Annotated in this window: 18 protein-coding genes and 1 tRNA gene; 7 read left to right on the top strand and 12 right to left on the bottom strand. The window is 61.5% G+C overall.

Annotated elements, in window-relative coordinates; translation table 11 throughout:
- Positions 1-3 precede the first annotated feature (3 nt).
- Together WA943_RS15770 and WA943_RS15765 are read left to right on the top strand one after the other, a co-directional pair.
- Positions 4-723 carry an SDR family NAD(P)-dependent oxidoreductase gene (locus WA943_RS15770; protein ID WP_424470851.1) on the top strand — a complete coding sequence of 240 codons (720 nt, stop codon included), beginning with the start codon at positions 4-6 and terminating at the stop codon, positions 721-723.
- Between the two features lie 19 nt (positions 724-742).
- Positions 743-1,120 (top strand): DUF1398 family protein, encoded by a 378-nt coding sequence (locus WA943_RS15765; protein ID WP_424470850.1) that lies wholly within the window; start codon positions 743-745, stop codon positions 1,118-1,120.
- 6 nt (positions 1,121-1,126) lie between these two features.
- Here the strand turns inward: WA943_RS15765 and der are convergent, their stop codons facing one another.
- The 12 genes from der to WA943_RS15705 all read right to left on the bottom strand — a co-directional run bounded on the left by der (position 1,127) and on the right by WA943_RS15705 (position 14,457).
- A complete protein-coding gene (gene der / locus WA943_RS15760; RefSeq protein WP_424470849.1) occupies positions 1,127-2,548 on the bottom strand; it encodes a ribosome biogenesis GTPase Der in 1,422 nt (473 codons plus the stop codon).
- A gap of 37 nt (positions 2,549-2,585) precedes the next feature.
- On the bottom strand, positions 2,586-3,962 hold the full coding sequence (locus WA943_RS15755; RefSeq protein WP_424470848.1) for a PQQ-binding-like beta-propeller repeat protein: 1,377 nt from the start codon (positions 3,960-3,962) through the stop codon (positions 2,586-2,588).
- A gap of 6 nt (positions 3,963-3,968) precedes the next feature.
- Positions 3,969-4,694 carry a tetratricopeptide repeat protein gene (locus tag WA943_RS15750; RefSeq protein WP_424470847.1) on the bottom strand — a complete coding sequence of 242 codons (726 nt, stop codon included), beginning with the start codon at positions 4,692-4,694 and terminating at the stop codon, positions 3,969-3,971.
- 160 nt (positions 4,695-4,854) lie between these two features.
- Positions 4,855-5,679, bottom strand: a complete 825-nt coding sequence (gene panB, locus WA943_RS15745) for a 3-methyl-2-oxobutanoate hydroxymethyltransferase (protein WP_424470846.1) — start codon at positions 5,677-5,679, stop codon at positions 4,855-4,857.
- A gap of 245 nt (positions 5,680-5,924) precedes the next feature.
- Positions 5,925-6,713 carry a hypothetical protein gene (locus WA943_RS15740; protein ID WP_424470845.1) on the bottom strand — a complete coding sequence of 263 codons (789 nt, stop codon included), beginning with the start codon at positions 6,711-6,713 and terminating at the stop codon, positions 5,925-5,927.
- A 20-nt stretch (positions 6,714-6,733) separates the two neighbouring features.
- Positions 6,734-7,303, bottom strand: a complete 570-nt coding sequence (locus WA943_RS15735; protein WP_424470844.1) for a tetratricopeptide repeat protein — start codon at positions 7,301-7,303, stop codon at positions 6,734-6,736.
- A gap of 114 nt (positions 7,304-7,417) precedes the next feature.
- The gene (guaA, locus tag WA943_RS15730; protein WP_424470843.1) at positions 7,418-8,968 is read right to left on the bottom strand and encodes a glutamine-hydrolyzing GMP synthase; all 1,551 of its coding nucleotides are present in this window, start codon (positions 8,966-8,968) and stop codon (positions 7,418-7,420) included.
- Between the two features lie 6 nt (positions 8,969-8,974).
- Positions 8,975-9,442, bottom strand: a complete 468-nt coding sequence (locus tag WA943_RS15725) for a tetratricopeptide repeat protein (protein ID WP_424470842.1) — start codon at positions 9,440-9,442, stop codon at positions 8,975-8,977.
- Between the two features lie 94 nt (positions 9,443-9,536).
- Positions 9,537-10,835: an RsmB/NOP family class I SAM-dependent RNA methyltransferase gene (locus WA943_RS15720; RefSeq protein WP_424470841.1), complete on the bottom strand. Its 1,299-nt coding sequence runs from the start codon at positions 10,833-10,835 to the stop codon at positions 9,537-9,539.
- A 26-nt stretch (positions 10,836-10,861) separates the two neighbouring features.
- Positions 10,862-12,322 (bottom strand): IMP dehydrogenase, encoded by a 1,461-nt coding sequence (guaB, locus tag WA943_RS15715; protein ID WP_424470840.1) that lies wholly within the window; start codon positions 12,320-12,322, stop codon positions 10,862-10,864.
- 135 nt (positions 12,323-12,457) lie between these two features.
- Entirely contained in the window at positions 12,458-13,192 is a 735-nt protein-coding gene (locus WA943_RS15710) for an RlmE family RNA methyltransferase (protein ID WP_424470839.1), read from the bottom strand.
- Positions 13,189-14,457, bottom strand: coding sequence for a Ppx/GppA phosphatase family protein (locus WA943_RS15705; RefSeq protein ID WP_424470838.1), 1,269 nt, complete (start codon positions 14,455-14,457; stop codon positions 13,189-13,191). Before WA943_RS15705 ends, WA943_RS15710 begins: the two co-directional genes overlap by 4 nt.
- Before the next feature lie 293 nt (positions 14,458-14,750).
- On the opposite strand from WA943_RS15705, the gene WA943_RS15700 reads away from it, so the two are divergent.
- The 5 genes from WA943_RS15700 to WA943_RS15680 form a co-directional block, all read left to right on the top strand.
- A tRNA-Gln gene (locus WA943_RS15700) sits at positions 14,751-14,824 on the top strand.
- A 636-nt stretch (positions 14,825-15,460) separates the two neighbouring features.
- Positions 15,461-17,119, top strand: coding sequence for a cytochrome-c oxidase, cbb3-type subunit I (gene ccoN / locus WA943_RS15695; RefSeq protein WP_424470837.1), 1,659 nt, complete (start codon positions 15,461-15,463; stop codon positions 17,117-17,119).
- Positions 17,120-17,125: 6 nt separating this feature from the next.
- On the top strand, positions 17,126-17,866 hold the full coding sequence (gene ccoO, locus WA943_RS15690; RefSeq protein ID WP_424470836.1) for a cytochrome-c oxidase, cbb3-type subunit II: 741 nt from the start codon (positions 17,126-17,128) through the stop codon (positions 17,864-17,866).
- Complete coding sequence (locus WA943_RS15685) at positions 17,863-18,033, top strand: cbb3-type cytochrome oxidase subunit 3 (protein WP_424470835.1); 171 nt, start codon at positions 17,863-17,865, stop codon at positions 18,031-18,033. The genes ccoO and WA943_RS15685 overlap by 4 nt, the downstream gene beginning before the upstream one ends.
- The coding region (locus tag WA943_RS15680) for a cbb3-type cytochrome c oxidase N-terminal domain-containing protein (protein ID WP_424470834.1) at positions 18,024-18,205 on the top strand (182 nt) is incomplete at its 3' end. The genes WA943_RS15685 and WA943_RS15680, both read left to right, overlap by 10 nt.

Genomic DNA, 18,205 nt, shown 5'->3' with positions numbered 1-18,205 from the left:
CATATGACCGGACGGCTACAGGATCGCATCGCGGTCATCACCGGCGCATCGCGTGGCATTGGCCGCGCCGTCGCGCTCGGCTTCGCGGCTGAAGGCGCGCATGTCATTCTCGTTGCGCGGACCGTCGGCGGACTGGAAGAAGTCGACGACGAAATCCGCAAAGTCGGCGGCAAGGCAACGCTCGTTCCGCTCGATCTTACCGACTTCGACGCCATCGACCGACTTGGCGCAAATATCTTCGAGCGCTGGGGCAAGCTCGACATTCTGGTCGGCAATGCAGGTTCGCTCGGCGTGTTGACGCCCGTCAGCCATATGGAAGTGAAGGCGTGGGACAAGGTCGTCTCCACCAACATCACCGCCAACTGGCGGCTCATCCGCTCCTTCGAGCCGCTGCTGAAGCGCTCGGATGCAGGACGCGCCATCTTCGTCACCTCGGGTGCCGCGCATAAGAACAAGCCCTATTGGGGCGGGTATGCGATGAGCAAGGCGGCGCTTGAAGCAATCGTGAAAACCTGGGCGGCGGAGTGCACCAATACAGGCATCCGTGCGAACCTCATCAGCCCCGGTGCGACGCGCACCGCCATGCGCAAGCAGGCGATGCCCGGGGAAGACCCGACGACGCTGACGAAGCCTGCCGATCTTGTGCCGCTATTCATCGAGCTTGCGATGGCGTCCTGCGAGAAGAATGGCGAAGTGGTCGAGTTCGTTCGCGCCAAAGCATAATCATTGCGAGAGGCAGCCGATGGATGAGAAGCTAATCAAATCGGCTGATGGCTTGTCGTTTCCCGACGCAGTTGCGCAACTGACGAAAGCAGGCGTCGTGCGCTATACCATCGATCTCGTCCGGTCCGAGCGGACGCTTTACGGCAGCGATGACGAGACGCTGCAAGACGACATTTCACTCAATCCAATGCTCGAAGTCGCGCCGCGCTTTTCGGACGTCGGCGTGAAGGCCGCACTTAAAGCCGTGCAAGCTGGAAAGACGAGCTACCCCCAATTCCTGCAAGCGATCATGGAAGCGGGCGTCGCCTGCTACAGCGTCTATATCAACGCGCGCAAGGTGATCTATACGGGCCGCGACGGAGACGAGCTGGTAGAGCCGTTTCCGGGCAGCAAATAACCGATCTCAATTATTGCGTTTCTTCTTGTCGGCGAACGGATTCTTGCGCGCGCGCATGAAGAGGCGGATTGGCACGGCAGGCAGGTCGAACGCTTCGCGCAGCCCATTCACCATGTAGCGGCGATAGGCGGTCGGCACTTCCTCGGCGCGGCTTGAAAAGACGGCGAAGGTCGGCGGACGCGATTTCACCTGCGCCATATATTTCAGATTGATCGGCCTGCCCTTCACGGCCGGCGGCGGATGGCGCGTGATCGCGTCTTCAAGCCAGCGGTTGAGCTTGGCGGTGGAGATGCGTGCGTTCCAGAGCGTATGCACGCGCTCAATAGCGGGCATCAGCTTTTCGGTGCCGCGTCCCGTCAGCGCCGAGAGGGTGACGATGGGCAGACCGCGCACCTGCGGCAGGAGACGCTCAAGCTCCAGTTTCAGCTCGCGCAATTTCGTCTGCGGATCTTCGACCGTGTCCCATTTGTTGACCACGATGATCATGGCGCGGCCTTCCTGCTCGACCAGATCGGCGATGTGCAGGTCCTGGCGTTCAAAGGGAATGCTCGCATCGAGCGTTATCGCGACGACTTCGGCAAAACGGATGGCGCGCAGCGTATCGGCGACGGAAAGCTTTTCGAGCTTCTCCGTGACGCGAGCGCGGCGGCGCATGCCTGCCGTGTCCCAGAGCTTCACGCGGCGGCCGCGCCACATCCATTCGATGCCGATGGCATCACGCGTGATGCCTGCCTCAGGGCCGGTCATCATGCGGTCTTCGCCGAGCAGCAGATTGACGAGCGTCGACTTGCCGACGTTCGGGCGACCGACAACCGCTATGCGGAGCGGCGCTTCAAGATCGGGCTCGTATGGCGCGTCGGGATCGAATTTCTCTCCGCCTTCATCATTGGCGAGCGCGTCTTCGATCGCCTGTTCGCGTTCGCTCTCCGTCACGGCGTCAGCGAAAGGTTGCAACGACTGGTAAAGCGCCGAAAGCCCCTCGCCATGTTCGGCGGATAGCGGGATCGGTGCGCCAAGGCCAAGCTCGAAGGCTTCCATGCGCCCTGCCTCGCCCGCTCCGCCTTCGCATTTATTCGCGGCGAGGACGACGGGCGTCGGAAACTTGCGCAAGATTTGGGCGAAGCGCTTGTCGAGCGGCGTCACGCCTGCGCGCGCATCCATCAACAACAGGCAGACATCGGCGTCGGCAATGGCGGCGTCCGTCTGGCGGCGCATGCGCGCTTCCAGACTGTCCCCGGTTGCCTCTTCGAGACCGGCCGTATCGATGACGGTGAACGTCAAATCGCCGAGATGCGCTTCGCCTTCACGGCGATCGCGCGTCACGCCGGGCGTGTCGTCCACCAGCGCCAGCTTCTTGCCGACGAGACGATTGAACAAAGTGGACTTGCCGACATTCGGCCGTCCCACAATGGCGACCTTGAATGACACCTTGCAGCCTCTCTACAGCGGATAATTCCGCCGATCCTCAACGCAGAGCAACAAGCTCGGCGTCGTCAGTCAGGATATAAACAATGCCATCAGCGGCAATCGGCGCGATCAGCGTCTTGCCCGGAAGGTCGATCTCACCGATAACCTTGCCCGTATATGGCGAAATCGAAACAGCCTTGCCCGTCGTCGAGACGAAAACCAGCCGGTCGCTGACAAGCAACGGACCGCTCCATTCGATGGGGTCCGATTTATCCTCGGGGTCTTCCCAGCGCGGGAGCTTGGTCAGCCAGCTTATCCGGCCATCGCGACGCGACATGCCCACGACTTCCTGATCGGTCGTCACGAGGAAAATATACTCGCCCGCGACCCAGGGCGTCTGCACGCCGGGAATGTCCTTGGTCCAGACGCGCTCGCCGGTCCTGAGATCGATCGACACGAGGCGACCCGAATGGCTGATCGCGAAGGCGCGATCACGGTCGATGACGGGACGACCGGCAATATCGTTCAATTCGCTGAGCGAAGTGAGATTGCCCGTACGCGTCAGCGAGTCCGACCAGAGCACGGTGCCGTTTTCGACGCGGAGCGCGAAAAGTTCGCCCGACGAATAGGGCACGACGACAATCGAGCCTGCAACGGCGGGGCTTGTCGAAGCCAGAATGCCCGCGCTTTCAGTGATGCCGCGATGGCGCCAGAGGATCTGGCCGTTTTCCTGTGCGATGCAGAGCATCTGGTTGTCGGACGTCACAACGAAGACGCGCCCGCCATTTGCCGTCGGCGACGCGCGGAACGGCACGGTGCCGTTCGTCGTCCAGATGACCGCGCCGCTTGCCGGATCCAGCGCATGAACGAGGCCGAAGCCCGTCGCGACGAAAAGGCGGTCGCCATCGAAAGCGATGCCGCCGCCGCGCGCCTTGCTGGAGTCCTGACCGTCAGGCGTCAGGTCCTGTTTCCAGACCTGCTTGCCGGACTTGGCGTCGAAGGCGCGGACGGTTGCTTCCGCGTCGAGAACGAAAACCTTGCCCTCTGCCACGATGGGCGATGCAACAAGGCGGGTAGAGCTGCTGGAGCCCGAACCGGCGCTGACGCGCCACAATCTGTCGAGCTTGCCCGGAGCCGCGAGGTGATACATCGCGTTGTCCGCCGCGCCACCGGGCTGCGTCCAATCCTTGTTCTCGAAGGGGGTCGGCAACTCGATCTGGGTGTCTTTGGCTTCCGGATCGACTTCGAGCTTCGTCTCAAGCTCCATCACCGACAGGCGCTTGCCCGGCAGCTTCGGCTTCGACGAGGACGAAAACATGTCGCCGACCGTGTCGCATCCCGCAAGCCCGAGAGCGGCGACGGCGAGGACCGTCAGGCCGAGGGCTTTCAAACGATGTCCCATGCGAGAACCGCGCGCTTCGACTTCAGCAACCATCAAAGATTACTCCGACTTCGTGTCAACGGCGGGCGCCGCATTATTGGTGACAGGCGCTTGTGCCTTCTTCTCGTCCGGCCGGGGCAGATGCGGCGCGAGCAGCGCCTGCATCACATGAGCGCGGTCGCGCAAACCGGCAGAGGCTTCGTTGTCGGCAATGATGGCGGTGAAGTTCACAGCCGCCTCGGCATATTTGGCATTGCGATAGGCGGCCAGACCGATCAGTTCGCGCGCATTGTTGCGCCAGGCGTTGCCTGCCTCGTTGAGGGATGCCAGACGGGCGTTCATGTCTTCATAAGATGCCGTGTCGACGAGCAGAAGCCCGGCCTTGATCCGCGCCATGCCCTGCATGAGAGCGGACACGCCGGACTGGCTGGCGATTTCGTCATAAACGGCAACAGCACCTTTTGTGTCGCCCGCTTCGGACAGGAATGCGGCCTGATGCAGACGCGCCAGAGCGGCATATCCGCTCGTCGCATCGGCGGCGAAATCGCCCAGTTCCTTGGCGGCTTCTTCCGGCTTCTGATTGACCACCTTGGCGATGACTTCATCGTAGCGCGTGGACGAGGCTTCGTGACGCGAAGTCTCCCAGGCGCGCCAGCCGACAATGGCCGAGGCGACGAGAACGATGCCAAGCGCCAGGATCGCGAGATAGATCCCGTATTTTTCCCAGAGTTTCTTCGCCTGTTCGCGGCGAAGGTCTTGTTCGATTTCGCTGAAGAGATCGGTCAAGTGAGCGCTCCGAGAAAGGTCAATGGGCATGAGGGGGGAATGCGCGGATGCGCGGGAAGCCTCCCCCTGCGGCACCTGCTCATGCAGGCGGCGTAAAATAGCCCGGCCCCTCTCGGATGGCAAACCTGAAGCAGCGGCAAACAGGCGCAAACGCCTGTTATTATTTTACTTTTTTCATGCCGTAGGTGTTTTCGACCGCCGGAAAGGTTCTGGCGCGGACTTCGCGGGCATAGGCTTCCGCCGCGCCGGCGATCTGGGCGCCCAGGGTCGCGAATTCCTTGACGAATTTCGGCGCCTTGGGCGACAGGCCCAGCATGTCCTCAAGGACGAGAATCTGGCCGTCGCACTCCGCCGAGGCGCCGATGCCGATGGTCGGCACATCGATCTGGCGGGTGATGCGGGCGGCCAGGGGCTCGGCCATGCCTTCCAGCACGACAGCAAAAGCGCCTGCTTCGGCGACGGCGGTGGCGTCATCCTCGATGCTTGCCCATTCCTCTTCGACCCGGCCCTGCGTCTTGAAACCGCCCATCACCTGAATGGATTGCGGCGTCAGTCCGATATGAGCCATGACGGGAATGCCGCGGTCATTCAGATAGCGGATCGTCTCGGCGAGGCGTTTGCCGCCTTCAAGTTTCACCGCTGTGCAACCCGTTTCCTTGATGATGCGGACGGCGTTGCGGAAGGCGATTTCCGGGCTCTCTTCATAGGAGCCGAAAGGCATGTCGACGACGACCAGCGCGCGATCGGTGCCGCGCATAACCGCAGAGCCATGCGCGATCATCATGTCGATGGTGACGCCAAGCGTCGTCTCCATGCCGTACATGACCATGCCGAGTGAGTCGCCGACGAGGATCACATCGACATAAGGGTCAATGAAACGGGCCGTGTGCGCGTGGTAGGAGGTCAGGCAAACCACCGGCTCGCCACCCTTGCGGGCGCGGATATCGGGCACGGTGATGCGCTTGATCTTCGACTGAACGGACATGGGATCATCCTTACTCGTGTGCGGCGTCGCCTATACATAGGCGCGCTCGGGGATTGGCGACAGCGGCCGGATGCCGCAGCGAAAAAGGCTTACCAAACAAGCCTTTAGATGCCTCCCGGCACCTTCCCTGATCCTTACAGGCCGGACATTAGCGGAGGTGGGGCCTGAGCGCAATGCGGCCACTGCCCCCCGGTCGGGCCGTCAGAGCCGGCCGGGGGAGAGAAGCATTGCGGCCACCGACGCGCTTACGGTGCGTCGGGACTGTCGATATCGGCCGCCATCGCACCGGGCGGGCCGATGAGGTCGCGATAGGCGATGGAGAGGATTGCCACGTTGACGATCGCGAAGAAGATCGAGAGCAGCGATGAGAGCAGCAGCGGAATGAACAGTGGCAACCCGGTCGCCAGCGCGACGGACATGATGATCCAGTAGGCAAGGATCAAAGGCAGGCTCGACAGGACGCAGAGTGCGACGAGACGCCAGAAATTGCCCCTTGTGCGCTCAAGGATCAGCCGCACATTGACCGGCTCGTCTATGGCGACGGCAGGCAACAGCAGCAGCAGCCGGACGAGAAAATAGATGCCGACGAAAGCGAGAAGAATGCCCGCAAAGCCGATCAGCGAAGCCGAGGGCCCAAGCTCCGGCATTCCCGCCGTCGATGCCGCGATCAGATAGCCGGGCATCATCATCAGGACGAGGCAGAAAGACACGATCAGAAAGCGCGCCTCGCGTCGTCCGAAGGTGATCTGGTATGTCCCGACAGGCGTCTCGCCAAGCAAGATGAAGCGATGCCAGGCAACGGCAATGATCGGCCAGAGAAACAGCGACGCCATTTCGATCAGCGTACGAATGACGATCTGCCCCTTGTCCGCCAGCAATGCGCCGGTGAGGCTCAGAGCAAGATAGAGAACGCCCGGCAGCCAGATGAGCCGCAGCATTTCACCCAGATGCGTCCAGGCGCCGCTATAGGCTTCGCGCACGGCGGCAATGACATCGAGCTTCCTCGGATTGAATTCGTCATGAAGATCGCTCATGGGATTACGCGTCGGCTCTCTCATCGATTGGTGCCTCCCCCTGCTTTCGCCAGCCTAGCGTCAAGCGACAGTATTTTGTTCTGGTAATCCAGATTGGCGGGCTCGAGCGCCAGCGCTTGCATGTAATCCTTGCGGGCATTCTGCAACTGGCCAGCCGCTTCCTCGACAGCGCCGCGCGTGTAGAAGGAGGCCGGTCGTTGCGGGTCGAGCTTGATTGCCTGATTGGCATCGATCAGCGCCGACTTCAGCTCGCCGAGTTCGCGGCGCGCATTGGCACGGTTGGCGTAGATCATCGCGTCTTTCGGCGCATGTTTCAGCGCCGTCGTGTAATCGACTATCGCGCGCTTGAAATCGCGCTCGTTGCGGAAAGCGACGCCGCGATTGATAAGCGCGGCGACAAGATCGGCCTCTTCCAGTTCGCCGGAGTCGATGGCCTTGGTGCAATAGTCGATCGCGGCCTTCATGTTGCCGCTTTGGAACTGGTCGTAGCAGTTGTTGCTGTCTTCAACCCCGTTTGCCCAAGCGGGAGCAGCGACCAGCGCAGGCCATAGGCCCAGAGCGGCAAAGACGATCAGCGCCGGACGTTTCATGTATTTGGCTCCCTCATTCGAACAAACGCCAGACTAGCCGGGTTCGCGACAGGAGGGAACGGGAAGGAGTTGTGAGGAACGGAACGCTTCATACACAAAAGTAACGAGCGAGCGTCACTCCCACTCGATCGTTCCCGGCGGCTTGGCGGTGATGTCGTAGACGACGCGGTTGATGCCTTTGACTTCGTTGATGATGCGCGTCGAGACGCGGCCGAGGAAGTCGTGGGTGAAGGGGTAGTAGTCAGCCGTCATACCGTCGGTGGAGGTGACAGCGCGCAACGCGCAGACGTAGTCATAGGTGCGCCCATCGCCCATGACGCCGACCGTGCGCACGGGAAGCAGTACGGCAAAGGCCTGCCAGATCGTGTCGTAGAGGCCGTCCTTGCGGATTTCATCGAGATAGACAACGTCGGCCTTGCGCAGGATTTCTAGCTTCTCACGCGTGATCTCGCCGGGAATGCGGATCGCAAGGCCGGGTCCCGGGAAAGGATGACGGCCGACGAAATCTTCCGGCAGTCCCAGTTCGCGGCCAAGCACGCGCACTTCGTCCTTGAAGAGTTCGCGCAACGGCTCGACGAGCTTCATGTTCATGCGCTCGGGCAGACCGCCGACATTGTGGTGACTTTTGATCGTGACCGAGGGGCCGCCCGTGAAGGAGACGCTTTCGATGACATCGGGATAGAGCGTGCCTTGCGCGAGGAATGCCGCGCCGCCGATCTTCTTCGCTTCGGCTTCAAAGACGTCGATGAAGGTCGCGCCGATGATCTTGCGCTTGCGCTCGGGGTCCGTCACGCCTTCGAGCTTGCCGAGGAACAGATCGCTCGCGTCGTTGTGAACCAGCGGGATGTTGTAGTGGTGGCGAAAGAGGTTCACCACCTGCTCGGCCTCGCCCGCTCGCATCATGCCGGTGTCGACGAAAACGCATTGAAGCTGATCGCCGATGGCTTCATGGAGCAATACCGCGACGACGGAAGAATCGACGCCACCGGAAAGACCGCAGATGACGCGCTCCTTGCCGACCTGTTCGCGAATGCGCGCGATTTCAGTGTCGCGAAAGGCGGCCATGGTCCAGTCGCCCTTGCAGCCTGCAATCTTGTGCGTGAAGTTGCGCAGCAGATCGCGACCGCGCGGCGTATGCACGACTTCAGGATGGAACTGCACACCGTAGAAATGACGCTTCTCGTCGGCGATTGCTGCGAAGGGCGCATTGCCGCTGACGGCGACGACCTTGAAGCCTTCGGGCAGCGCGACGACGCGGTCGCCATGGCTCATCCAGACGGGCTCCAGATCGCCTTTCGACAATACGCCATCGAACAGGGCGCAATCCTCGATCACGCTGATCGAGGCGCGGCCAAACTCGCGTTCATCGTCTGAGCCTTCGACGCGACCGCCAAGCTGCGCGCACATGGTCTGCTCACCATAGCAGATGCCGAGCACCGGGAGGCCAGCCGTGAAAACCCAGTCGGGTGCGCGCGGCGCATCGGAGCCGATGGCGCTTGCCGGACTGCCGGACAGGATGACGGCCTTGGGCTTGAACACTTCAAGCTGATCGGCTGCCTTGCTGAAAGGAACGATTTCGCAATAGACGCCGCTTTCGCGAACGCGCCGGGCGATCAACTGCGTTACCTGGCTGCCAAAATCTATGATGAGAATGCGATCGGTCATGTCTGTCTACGGATGAGATGAAAGGGGAGCAGTCGCGTTGGAGCCGAGCTTGTTTTCGAGATCGTGCGTCTGGCTGCAAGCCGGGCAGACGACTTTAAGTATGCGCAACCTGTCGCGCGCGTCGGCGGTTTTTCCATCCGCAATATCAAGCTCTGCAGCGCCGAAAAGCGCGGAGGGCTCAGTCGGGTCGGTGCTGAGCGCCAGGCCGTAATATTTGCGGGCAAGGTCGGCCTTGCCGCCCGTCTGATAGAGATGACCAAGCGCGCTGAGCGCGGCAGCATTGGCCGGGTCCGCGACGATGGATTGCTCCAGAAGGCGGCGGGCGCGGTTGGTATCGCTCGCAGCCAGGCCCTTGCCAAGCAGCACTTGCGACGCCTCGCGCATCGCGGCGCTGCTCGCAAAGACAGGCGCCGGTGCCGCACAGGCAAGCAGCAGCGCGAGCAAAACGACATTGCGGGGAAATTTGGCCATCATCCGGGCGGGCCTCAGAGGGGTGGTTGGTCCGGTAGACCATCCCTGCCCGTTTGCGTCAAGACCTGCCCCAATCTCGCTGCCCATCCCTGCCCTGTCAGCCCTTTCGCGTCAGTATAGCGATGAAAAAACCGTCCGTGCCGGTGCTTGCGGGTGTGAGGCGAAGCGCGCCACCAGAAGGTGCGGGCGGCGGCACGACGCCTTCGGGCCAGAAACCATCCCAATCGGCCAGTTCGAAGTCCGGTCGGGCCTTGAGAAAGGCATCGATCTGGCTTTCGTTCTCGCAAGGCAACAGCGAACAGGTCACATAGACGAGACGGCCGCCCGGACGAACCGCACGGGCACCGCGCGCCAGCACTTCGGCCTGCGTGGCGCGATAGCTCTCAAGCACATCCTGCGTCAGCCGCCAGCGCGCGTCGGGATTGCGACGCCATGCGCCTGTGCCGCTGCAAGGTGCATCGACAAGCACACAATCCATGCGTGCCTCGAGATCGGCCAGATCGGTGTCGGCATCGCCGGGCAGAAGTTCCGGCTTGATGAAGCGCGTCTGAATGTTGCGGGCACCCGCACGCTGCGCACGGGGCATCAGTCTGCCGAGACGACGACGATCCGTATCACAAGCATGAATCTGGCCGCGATTGCCCATCATGGCGGCCATTGCCAATGCCTTGCCGCCACCGCCCGCGCACAGATCGACAATCTGCTCGCCGGGCTTTGCCGCAGCAAGCAGGCAGGCAAGCTGCGAGCCTTCGTCCTGCAATTCGATCATGCCGTCGCGAAACGCGCCAAGGCCTTGAATATTCGCGCGCGCCTTGAGCCTCACACCGAGCGGCGCGTGAGGCGTCGGCTCGACTTCGACTTTTTCCTCGGCCAGCAAGGCCAACAGATCGTCGCGATTGCCCTTCAGCGCATTGACGCGCAAATCGGTCGGCGCGCGTCCCATCAACGCCGACATTTCCGTTTCGAGGCGGGGGCCAAAAGCCTGCTCGAACTCGGCATGCAGCCATTCGGGATAGTTGAGACGGATATGTGCCGGTGCGTCCGCACCGGGGAGCGTTGCCTTGCGCAGCGCAGCCGCTTCCTCATGCTCAAGCGGTGCAGGCGCGTGACGCGCGCCATCGGCCAGCGCCATCGCGGCGGCAGGACCTGCTCCGTCGATCATCGACACGGCACCCAGCACGAGCAGGCGCGGCTCCTCGCTGCCGAGCGCGGTTGCAAGTTCCGCGCGGTGGCGAAGAACAGTGAAGACAAGCTCTCCAACAGCCGCGCGATCCTTCGATCCGGCAAAGCGGCTTCCGCGCGCCCAGCCGTCAAAGACGCGATCCGCCGGCTGGCGGCTGCTGCCGATGGTGGAAAGAATGTCGATCGCCGCCTGAAGACGGGCGCCCGGTGTCATATTACCGCCTGACCAAGTTACTTGGGTTAGTTGCCGATGCCGGGATAGTTCGGCGCTTCGCGTGTGATGATCACGTCATGCACGTGGCTCTCGCGCAGACTGGCCGAAGAGATGCGCACGAACTCCGCACGCTCCTGGAATTCCTTGACCGTCGCCGAGCCCGTATAGCCCATCGCAGCGCGCAGACCACCGACGAGCTGATGGAGCACAGTGCCGACCGGCCCCTTGTAAGGCACTTGTCCTTCAATGCCTTCGGGGACGAGCTTCATCGAATCCTTCACGTCCTGCTGGAAATAGCGGTCGGCTGAACCGAGCGCCATCGCGCCGACAGAGCCCATGCCGCGATAGGATTTGTAGCTGCGGCCCTGAAACAGGAAGACTTCGCCGGGGCTTTCATCCGTGCCTGCGAGCAATGAGCCGATCATCGCGCATTCCGCGCCGGCGGCGATCGCCTTGGCGAGGTCGCCCGAATATTTGATGCCGCCATCCGCAATGACGGGCACATCATGTTTGCGCGCCACTTCGACCGCGTCGAGAATCGCGGTGAGCTGGGGAACGCCGATGCCCGCGACGATGCGCGTGGTGCAGATGGAACCCGGGCCGATGCCGACCTTGATCGCGTCCGCGCCTGCGTCGATCAGCGCCTTGGCGCCGTCGCCAGTTGCCACGTTGCCCGCGATCACCTGCGTTGCATTCGAGGCCTTCTTGATGCGCTCAACGGCTTCGGCGACGCGCGAGGAATGGCCATGCGCCGTGTCGACGATGATGACGTCGGCGCCCGCCGCAAGCAGCGCCTCGGAGCGCGCGAAGCCTTCGTCGCCCACCGATGTCGCAGCCGCCACGCGCAGGCGACCCTGCTCGTCTTTCGCCGCGTTCGGATGGAACTGCGCCTTCTCGATATCCTTGACCGTGATGAGGCCGATGCAGCGATAGGCGTCGTCGACGACCAGCAGCTTCTCGATACGATACTTGTGAAGCAGGCGCTTGGCTTCGTCCTGGCTGACGCCATCGGCGACGGTGACGAGGTTTTCCTTCGTCATCAGGTTGCGCACCGGCTCGCGCATATTGCTCGCAAAGCGCACGTCGCGATTGGTGAGAATGCCCGCAAGCTTGCCCGACGCTTCGACAACCGGAATGCCGGTGATGCCGTTCCGCTCCATCAGGGCGAAGGCATCGGCGAGTGTTGCGTCGGGGTGAATGGTGACAGGGTTCACGACCATGCCGGATTCGAACTTCTTCACCATGCGGACTTCCGCGGCCTGAAGTTCCGGCGTCATGTTTCGGTGGAGAACGCCGATGCCGCCCGCCTGTGCCATCGCAATGGCGAGGCGTCCTTCAGTCACCGTGTCCATCGCGGCGGACATGAGCGGTATGCCGAGAGTTATGGACCGCGTCAGTCGCGTTCGCGTATCGGCTTGGCTTGGCAAGAGGGTGGATGCCGCAGGCAGCAAGAGAACGTCATCGAACGTCAGTGCTTCGCGGATCATGTAGCCAACCTCCTCGCGCTCAAATGTCGGCGCGTAATCATGTGTTGGCGGTGGCTTCTAACACCCTTATCCCGGAATGCAAAGAGCGATGTTGCAACTGCTCATGCGCAAATTGGCGCGGACCGCAGAACCTTATTAAGAGTCTGCGCTTCGCCTCCGAAACCCTTGAGCCAACACATACATTTCGGCGGAATCTGCGCGACTCGCTTTTGGCTTCACATGGCGAACACTGTGAAAGTGCTGCTTTAACATGGTCAAAAGCTCGTTCTCAGTTCCTCCGCGCAACACCTTGGCGCAATAGGTTCCACCTTCACTCAACACATCAACGGCGAAATCCGCCGCCGCTTCGCAAAGCGCCATGATCTTCAAATGGTCGGTCTGGCGATGCCCCGTCGCATGCGCCGCCATGTCGGAAAGAACGACATCGGCCTCGCCGCCAAGGATTCGCTTCACCTCTTCATCGGCACCCTCGGCAAGAAAGTCGAGCTTCATCACAGTTGCGCCGGGAAGCTCATCCATATTGCCAATATCGACGCCGATCACGCGGCCCTGCTTTGCGCCCCTGCCCTCCATCGCGTGGACGCGGGCAACCGCGACCTGACACCAGCCGCCGGGCGCCGCGCCCAGATCGACCACACGAGCGCCGGGTTTCAGGAAATGAAACTTGTCATCGATTTCGAGAATCTTGTAGGCGGCGCGAGAGCGATAGCCATCTTTCTTCGCGGCGGCGACATAAGGATCGTTCAACTGCCGCTCAAGCCAACGGGCAGAGGAGAGCGTGCGATTCTTCGCCGTCTTCACCCGGACGCGCAGCGTGCGGGCACCGGCTGCCGGCCCCGTCGTTTTGCCTTTGGATTTTTTTTCCGTCATTCGGTCTCACCTTGCGCGGCGCCTTGCGCAGATCCCGATGTGGGTCCGGCGGCGGATTTGGGGCCTCTGCGCCGGCGACGGCGGCGGCGATTTCGACTGACATCCGCTTCCATCAGTGAAAGCAGGATGCCCTCCCGCAGGCCTCGATCGGCAACACGCAGGCGTTCAGCGGGCCAGGCTCGCGCAATCGCATCGAAAATAGCGCAACCGGCGAGCACGAGATCGGCACGCTCGCGGCCGACACAGGGATGCGCGGCGCGGTCATCATAATTCATTTCCAGAAGGCCGCGCGTCACGCGCTGCACGTCATCGGGCGTAATCCAGGTGCCGTCAACCCTGTTGCGATCATATCGGGGCAGACCGAGATGCACCCCGGCAATGGTCGTCACCGTGCCGGAGGTGCCGAGAAGGTGAAACCCGCCGCTGAGATCGGTGCGCGCGTCACGCAGGCGCTCGACAAAAGGCGCGATCCGCTCGCTCACCTCGTCCACCATGCGCGCATAAATCGGACCGGAGACTTCGACGCCGCCATGGCGCTCAGCCAAGGTCACGACACCGCATGACAGCGAAATCCAGTCCTCGATTCGGGGCTTCATGGGCGATCGCGTACGCTGGCCGGGCCGCGCCGAGCGAGTGTCGTTCATGCTGACCCAGATCAACTCGGTCGATCCGCCGCCGATATCGAAGACCAGCGCGGACGAGCAGGCACGATCCAGAAGCGGCGCGCACCCCGCAACCGCGAGGCGCGCCTCGTCCTCGTTCGAGACGATTTCGAGAGCGAGCCCGGTCTCAGCCTTGACCCTTGCAATGAAGTCCGCGCCGTTCGCCGCCGTCCGGCAGGCCTCGGTGGCAATCAGACGCGACCGCGTGACCCCTCGGCGGGACATCTTGTCGGCGCAAATCTTCAGCGCCTCGACGGCCCGCGTCATCGCATCCTCGGCAAGCGAGCCACGCGCGGTCAGCCCCTCGCCCAGCCGGACGATTCGGGAATAGGCGTCCACAACCCTGAAGCCCTCGCGGGTACGCCGGGCGATCAAAAGCCTGCAATTATTGGTGCCGAGGTCGAGAGCCCCATAGACCGGGCCGGGCTGGGATGCCGGTTCGCGCCGCTCCGGAGCCGCCTCACCGGGCTTGCGCAACAGAGGTTTTCCCCGGGCCTTGCCCTTGCCCGCACGGCGACTGCGTCGCCCTGTGCGGGGCGCCGTCATGGCAGAACCGGGTTCGGCTGTCGGCGGGCTATGCGCCAACCGACCGGGCTCAGACACGGAGGGCTCCGATGGCCCTTCCGCGCCCCTGTCACCTTCTGGGTGCACGGTCGACCAGACCCGGGAAGCAGCGTGAAACCCCTTTTAAGGGCAGCGCCTCCGACCGGGCTCCTTATCTTTTCAGTTGCATTGAGCTTAACAGGTTGCGATCCGGGGTAAAGCTATCGTGCAAATGAGGCTCCATCAGGCCTCACAGACGGTTGACGGCGGCGCAATGCGTGACTAGGTTCCGCGCGACCAAGCAACTGCTTCGGTTGGGGTTTCCCAGCAAAGCAGTTCGCGCGCCAAGCGCTTGGGGGATCGTCTAACGGTAGGACTGCAGACTCTGACTCTGCCTATCTAGGTTCGAATCCTAGTCCCCCAGCCAATTTCATCCTTCTAGTCACATCCAGGGCCCATCGGGCGCATCGTCTGATTCTGGCACAGGGCCGGGGACCGAGCCTGAGGGAATCTGTGCGCCTCTCGTCGCGCACCGCATGAACCCCCGGCTGACAGCCGTTCCGAATGCCGCATGCCTGTGCACCGAGGGGTGCACTCGCAGCCTCCGGCATGAAACGCATACTGATGAATTTGTTCGAGGGTGCGTCTCCAAGCGAAACGGCAATGCCGGTTTGCGTCCGAATCCGCTTCCGGTCGAATCTTCATTGAGCGCGAGCTATGCGCCGGCTTTAACGGCTCACGACACTCGTCAGGCCGCTTGACCGGCGGCGAGCGTCAGTTTGACGCAATATCGACATTTGGCAAAAACGCCGCACCCGAACGTCTGCGGAAATCGGAAATTTTCGGTTCACCCGGATCAAAACAAGTATAATAAATGCGTGTTTTTAAAGCTCACACCCCTGACGTGGCCGCATCGGCGACGAACCCGCACACGCCAATGCGTCTCACTAAGAGGGGAGATCGTCGCTTTCCCGGTTCGTCTTGGCGCTGGCAAAGAAGAGCCTTCCGTGTAGCATTCATTCACCGGGTCATTGATCCAAATACATATCTGAGTTGAAGCAACATGATCTCACGATTGACATTGGGCGAACGGCAAGGCGCGATTGCGATCCTGCTCCTGCTGATGATCTGCGGACTGGTGATGGCCATAGCCGGTCGCGCCGACCCGCTTGGAGGCCACGGCTTCGTCGTCATCGCCTTCAGCATAGTGACGATATCGTTTGTCATTTCCGGCTACTACGCGCCCGAACCGAGCCCGGATCGGCTGACCCAATATTATGACGACCCGACCAAGATCGGCATCATCCTGGCGATGATCTGGGGCGTGATTGCGATGTTCGTCGGCGACTGGGTCGCATGGCTCCTCGCCTATCCGGAGATGACCTTCGACGCAGCCTGGGCAAGTTTCGGGCGCCTGCGTCCCGTGCATACGTCCGGCGTCATTTTCGGCTTTGGCGGCAATGCGCTGATCGCAACGTCATTCCATGTCGTGCAGCGGACATCGCGCGCGCGCCTGCCCGATCAATTGAGCCCCTGGTTCGTGCTGATCGGCTTCAATCTCTTCTGCGTCCTTGCCGCGACCGGCTACCTCATGGGCATTACGCAGTCCAAGGAATATGCCGAGCCGGAATGGTATGCCGATATCTGGCTGGTTATCGTCTGGGTGACGTATTTTGTGCTCTATCTGCGCACGCTGGCGCGACGCAAGGAGCCGCATATCTATGTCGCCAACTGGTACTACATGGCGTTCATTCTGGTCGTCGCCATATTGCACATCGTCAATAATCTCGCCATGCCGGTTTCCCTCGGTCACGCCAAGAGCTATTCGGCCTTTGCGGGCGTTCAAGACGCAATGACCGAGTGGTGGTACGGGCATAACGCCGTTGCCTTCTTCCTGACCGCCGGTTTCCTCGGCATGATGTATTACTACCTGCCCAAGCGCGCAGGCCGCCCTATCTATTCCTATCGCATGTCGATCATCGGCTTCTGGGGCATCACCTTCTTCTACATGTGGGCAGGCTCCCATCATCTGCATTACACCGCGCTGCCTTTATGGGTGCAGAACCTCGGCATGACCTTCTCGCTGATGCTGCTGATCCCGTCATGGATCGCTGCCGGCAATGCCTTGCTGACACTGAACGGCGCATGGGAAAAAGTACGCACCGACGCCACCTTGCGTTTCATGATGGTCGCCGCCGTCTTCTATGGCCTCTCGACATTCGAGGGTTCATTCATGGCGATCCGGCCGGTCAACTCGCTCTCGCACTATACCGACTGGACCGTCGGCCATGTGCATGCGGGCACGCTCGGATGGGTTTCGATGATCACATTCGGCGCCTTCTACAGCACGGTGCCGTGGCTGTGGAAACGCGAGCGCATGTATTCGCCGATGCTGGTCGAGGTTCACTTCTGGCTCGCCCTTGCAGGCACTGTCGTCTACGTCTTTGCAATGTGGAACTCGGGCATCATTCAAGGCCTGATGTGGCGCACATATACTGACAGCGGCACGCTGGCTTATTCCTTCGTCGACTCTCTCGTCGCCATGCATCCCTACTATATTGCTCGCGCAATCGGCGGACTGATCTTCCTCGTCGGTACGGTCATCTGTTTCTACAATATCTTGATGACCATCCGAGAAATGCCCGAGAAAGCGAGCGTCTCGACGAGTGACAATCCAATCCCTGCGCTTGCCGGCGGCGGCGCGCTGGAAGCCGGGGAGTAATCGGACATGCTCAAAACTCACTATAAGCTCGAGCGTCAAACGGTCGGATTTGCGCTAGCCATCATGCTGGTCGCGAGCATCGGCGGGCTCGTCGAAATCGCTCCGCTCTTTACCATCGACGAGACTGTCGAAGACGCGCCCGGCATGCGGCTCTACACGCCTCTCGAACTTGCCGGACGCGACATCTATATCCGCGAAGGTTGCTATGCGTGCCATTCGCAGATGATCCGCACGTTGCGCGACGAGGTCGAGCGTTACGGCCCCTACTCTCTCGCCGTCGAATCCAAATATGACCATCCGATGCTCTGGGGATCGAAGCGAACCGGCCCCGATCTCGCTCGTATCGGCGGAAAATATTCCGATCAGTGGCAAGTGACACATCTGATCAATCCGCGCGACGTGGTGCCGGAATCGGTCATGCCCGCCTATGGCTGGCTCAACCGAAACGAGCTTCGGGTGGAGGATCTGGGATTGCACCTCAAGGCGCAAAGACGCGTCGGCGTGCCTTATACGGATGAAATGATCGCCAATGCCACGGCGGATGCGATCGGACAGGCTCAACCGGATGGCAGCTACGCCGATGGCGTGTCAAAGCGTTATGGCGCGGACACTCAAGTTCGCGCCTTCGACGGCGATCCGACACGTGTAACGGAAATGGATGCGCTCGTCGCCTATCTGCAAATTCTCGGACGTTTGACGGATGCGGCGCAGAAGCCCGTCGCGACGGTAGGAGGAGAGGCACAATGAACATCGATCACGCCACATTGGTTTCCTTCGCCAAATCGTTCGGACTTTTCTATCTCATCGCCATGTCGATTGTGGCCGTCGCCTATGCATTCTGGCCGTCCAAACAGGCGCAGTTCAACCAGTCGGCAGCAGACATTATTGATGACGAGGACACGCCATGTCGATAGGCGAACGCGACCGGCATACCGGGCAGATGACGACCGGCCACGAATGGAACGGCATCAAGGAACTGAATACGCCGGTGCCATGGGCGGTGTATTTCTTCCTGCTTCTGACATTCGGATTTTCTCTCATCTACTGGCTGTTGCTGCCTGCCTGGCCGCTTGGCGTCACCTATAC

The sequence above is a fragment of the Parvibaculum sp. genome (assembly GCF_049651025.1).
Classification (GTDB): domain Bacteria; phylum Pseudomonadota; class Alphaproteobacteria; order Parvibaculales; family Parvibaculaceae; genus Parvibaculum.
The sequence above is the reverse complement of the archived record's forward strand: the minus strand, read 5'-3'. Positions and strand labels throughout refer to the sequence as shown.

What these genes read in the sequence shown, in the direction of transcription:
- WA943_RS15765 (WP_424470850.1), top strand. Translation starts at nt 743, where the DNA reads ATGGATGAGAAGCTAATCAAATCGGCTGATGGCTTGTCGTTTCCCGAC.
- panB (WP_424470846.1), bottom strand. Translation starts at nt 5,679, where the DNA reads ATGTCCGTTCAGTCGAAGATCAAGCGCATCACCGTGCCCGATATCCGC.
- WA943_RS15720 (WP_424470841.1), bottom strand. Translation starts at nt 10,835, where the DNA reads ATGACACCGGGCGCCCGTCTTCAGGCGGCGATCGACATTCTTTCCACC.
- ccoO (WP_424470836.1), top strand. Translation starts at nt 17,126, where the DNA reads ATGCTCAAAACTCACTATAAGCTCGAGCGTCAAACGGTCGGATTTGCG.
- WA943_RS15685 (WP_424470835.1), top strand. Translation starts at nt 17,863, where the DNA reads ATGAACATCGATCACGCCACATTGGTTTCCTTCGCCAAATCGTTCGGA.
- WA943_RS15755 (WP_424470848.1), bottom strand. Translation starts at nt 3,962, where the DNA reads ATGGTTGCTGAAGTCGAAGCGCGCGGTTCTCGCATGGGACATCGTTTG.
- WA943_RS15710 (WP_424470839.1), bottom strand. Translation starts at nt 13,192, where the DNA reads ATGACGGAAAAAAAATCCAAAGGCAAAACGACGGGGCCGGCAGCCGGT.
- ccoN (WP_424470837.1), top strand. Translation starts at nt 15,461, where the DNA reads ATGATCTCACGATTGACATTGGGCGAACGGCAAGGCGCGATTGCGATC.
- guaA (WP_424470843.1), bottom strand. Translation starts at nt 8,968, where the DNA reads ATGACCGATCGCATTCTCATCATAGATTTTGGCAGCCAGGTAACGCAG.
- WA943_RS15725 (WP_424470842.1), bottom strand. Translation starts at nt 9,442, where the DNA reads ATGATGGCCAAATTTCCCCGCAATGTCGTTTTGCTCGCGCTGCTGCTT.
- guaB (WP_424470840.1), bottom strand. Translation starts at nt 12,322, where the DNA reads ATGATCCGCGAAGCACTGACGTTCGATGACGTTCTCTTGCTGCCTGCG.
- WA943_RS15740 (WP_424470845.1), bottom strand. Translation starts at nt 6,713, where the DNA reads ATGAGCGATCTTCATGACGAATTCAATCCGAGGAAGCTCGATGTCATT.
- WA943_RS15735 (WP_424470844.1), bottom strand. Translation starts at nt 7,303, where the DNA reads ATGAAACGTCCGGCGCTGATCGTCTTTGCCGCTCTGGGCCTATGGCCT.
- WA943_RS15770 (WP_424470851.1), top strand. Translation starts at nt 4, where the DNA reads ATGACCGGACGGCTACAGGATCGCATCGCGGTCATCACCGGCGCATCG.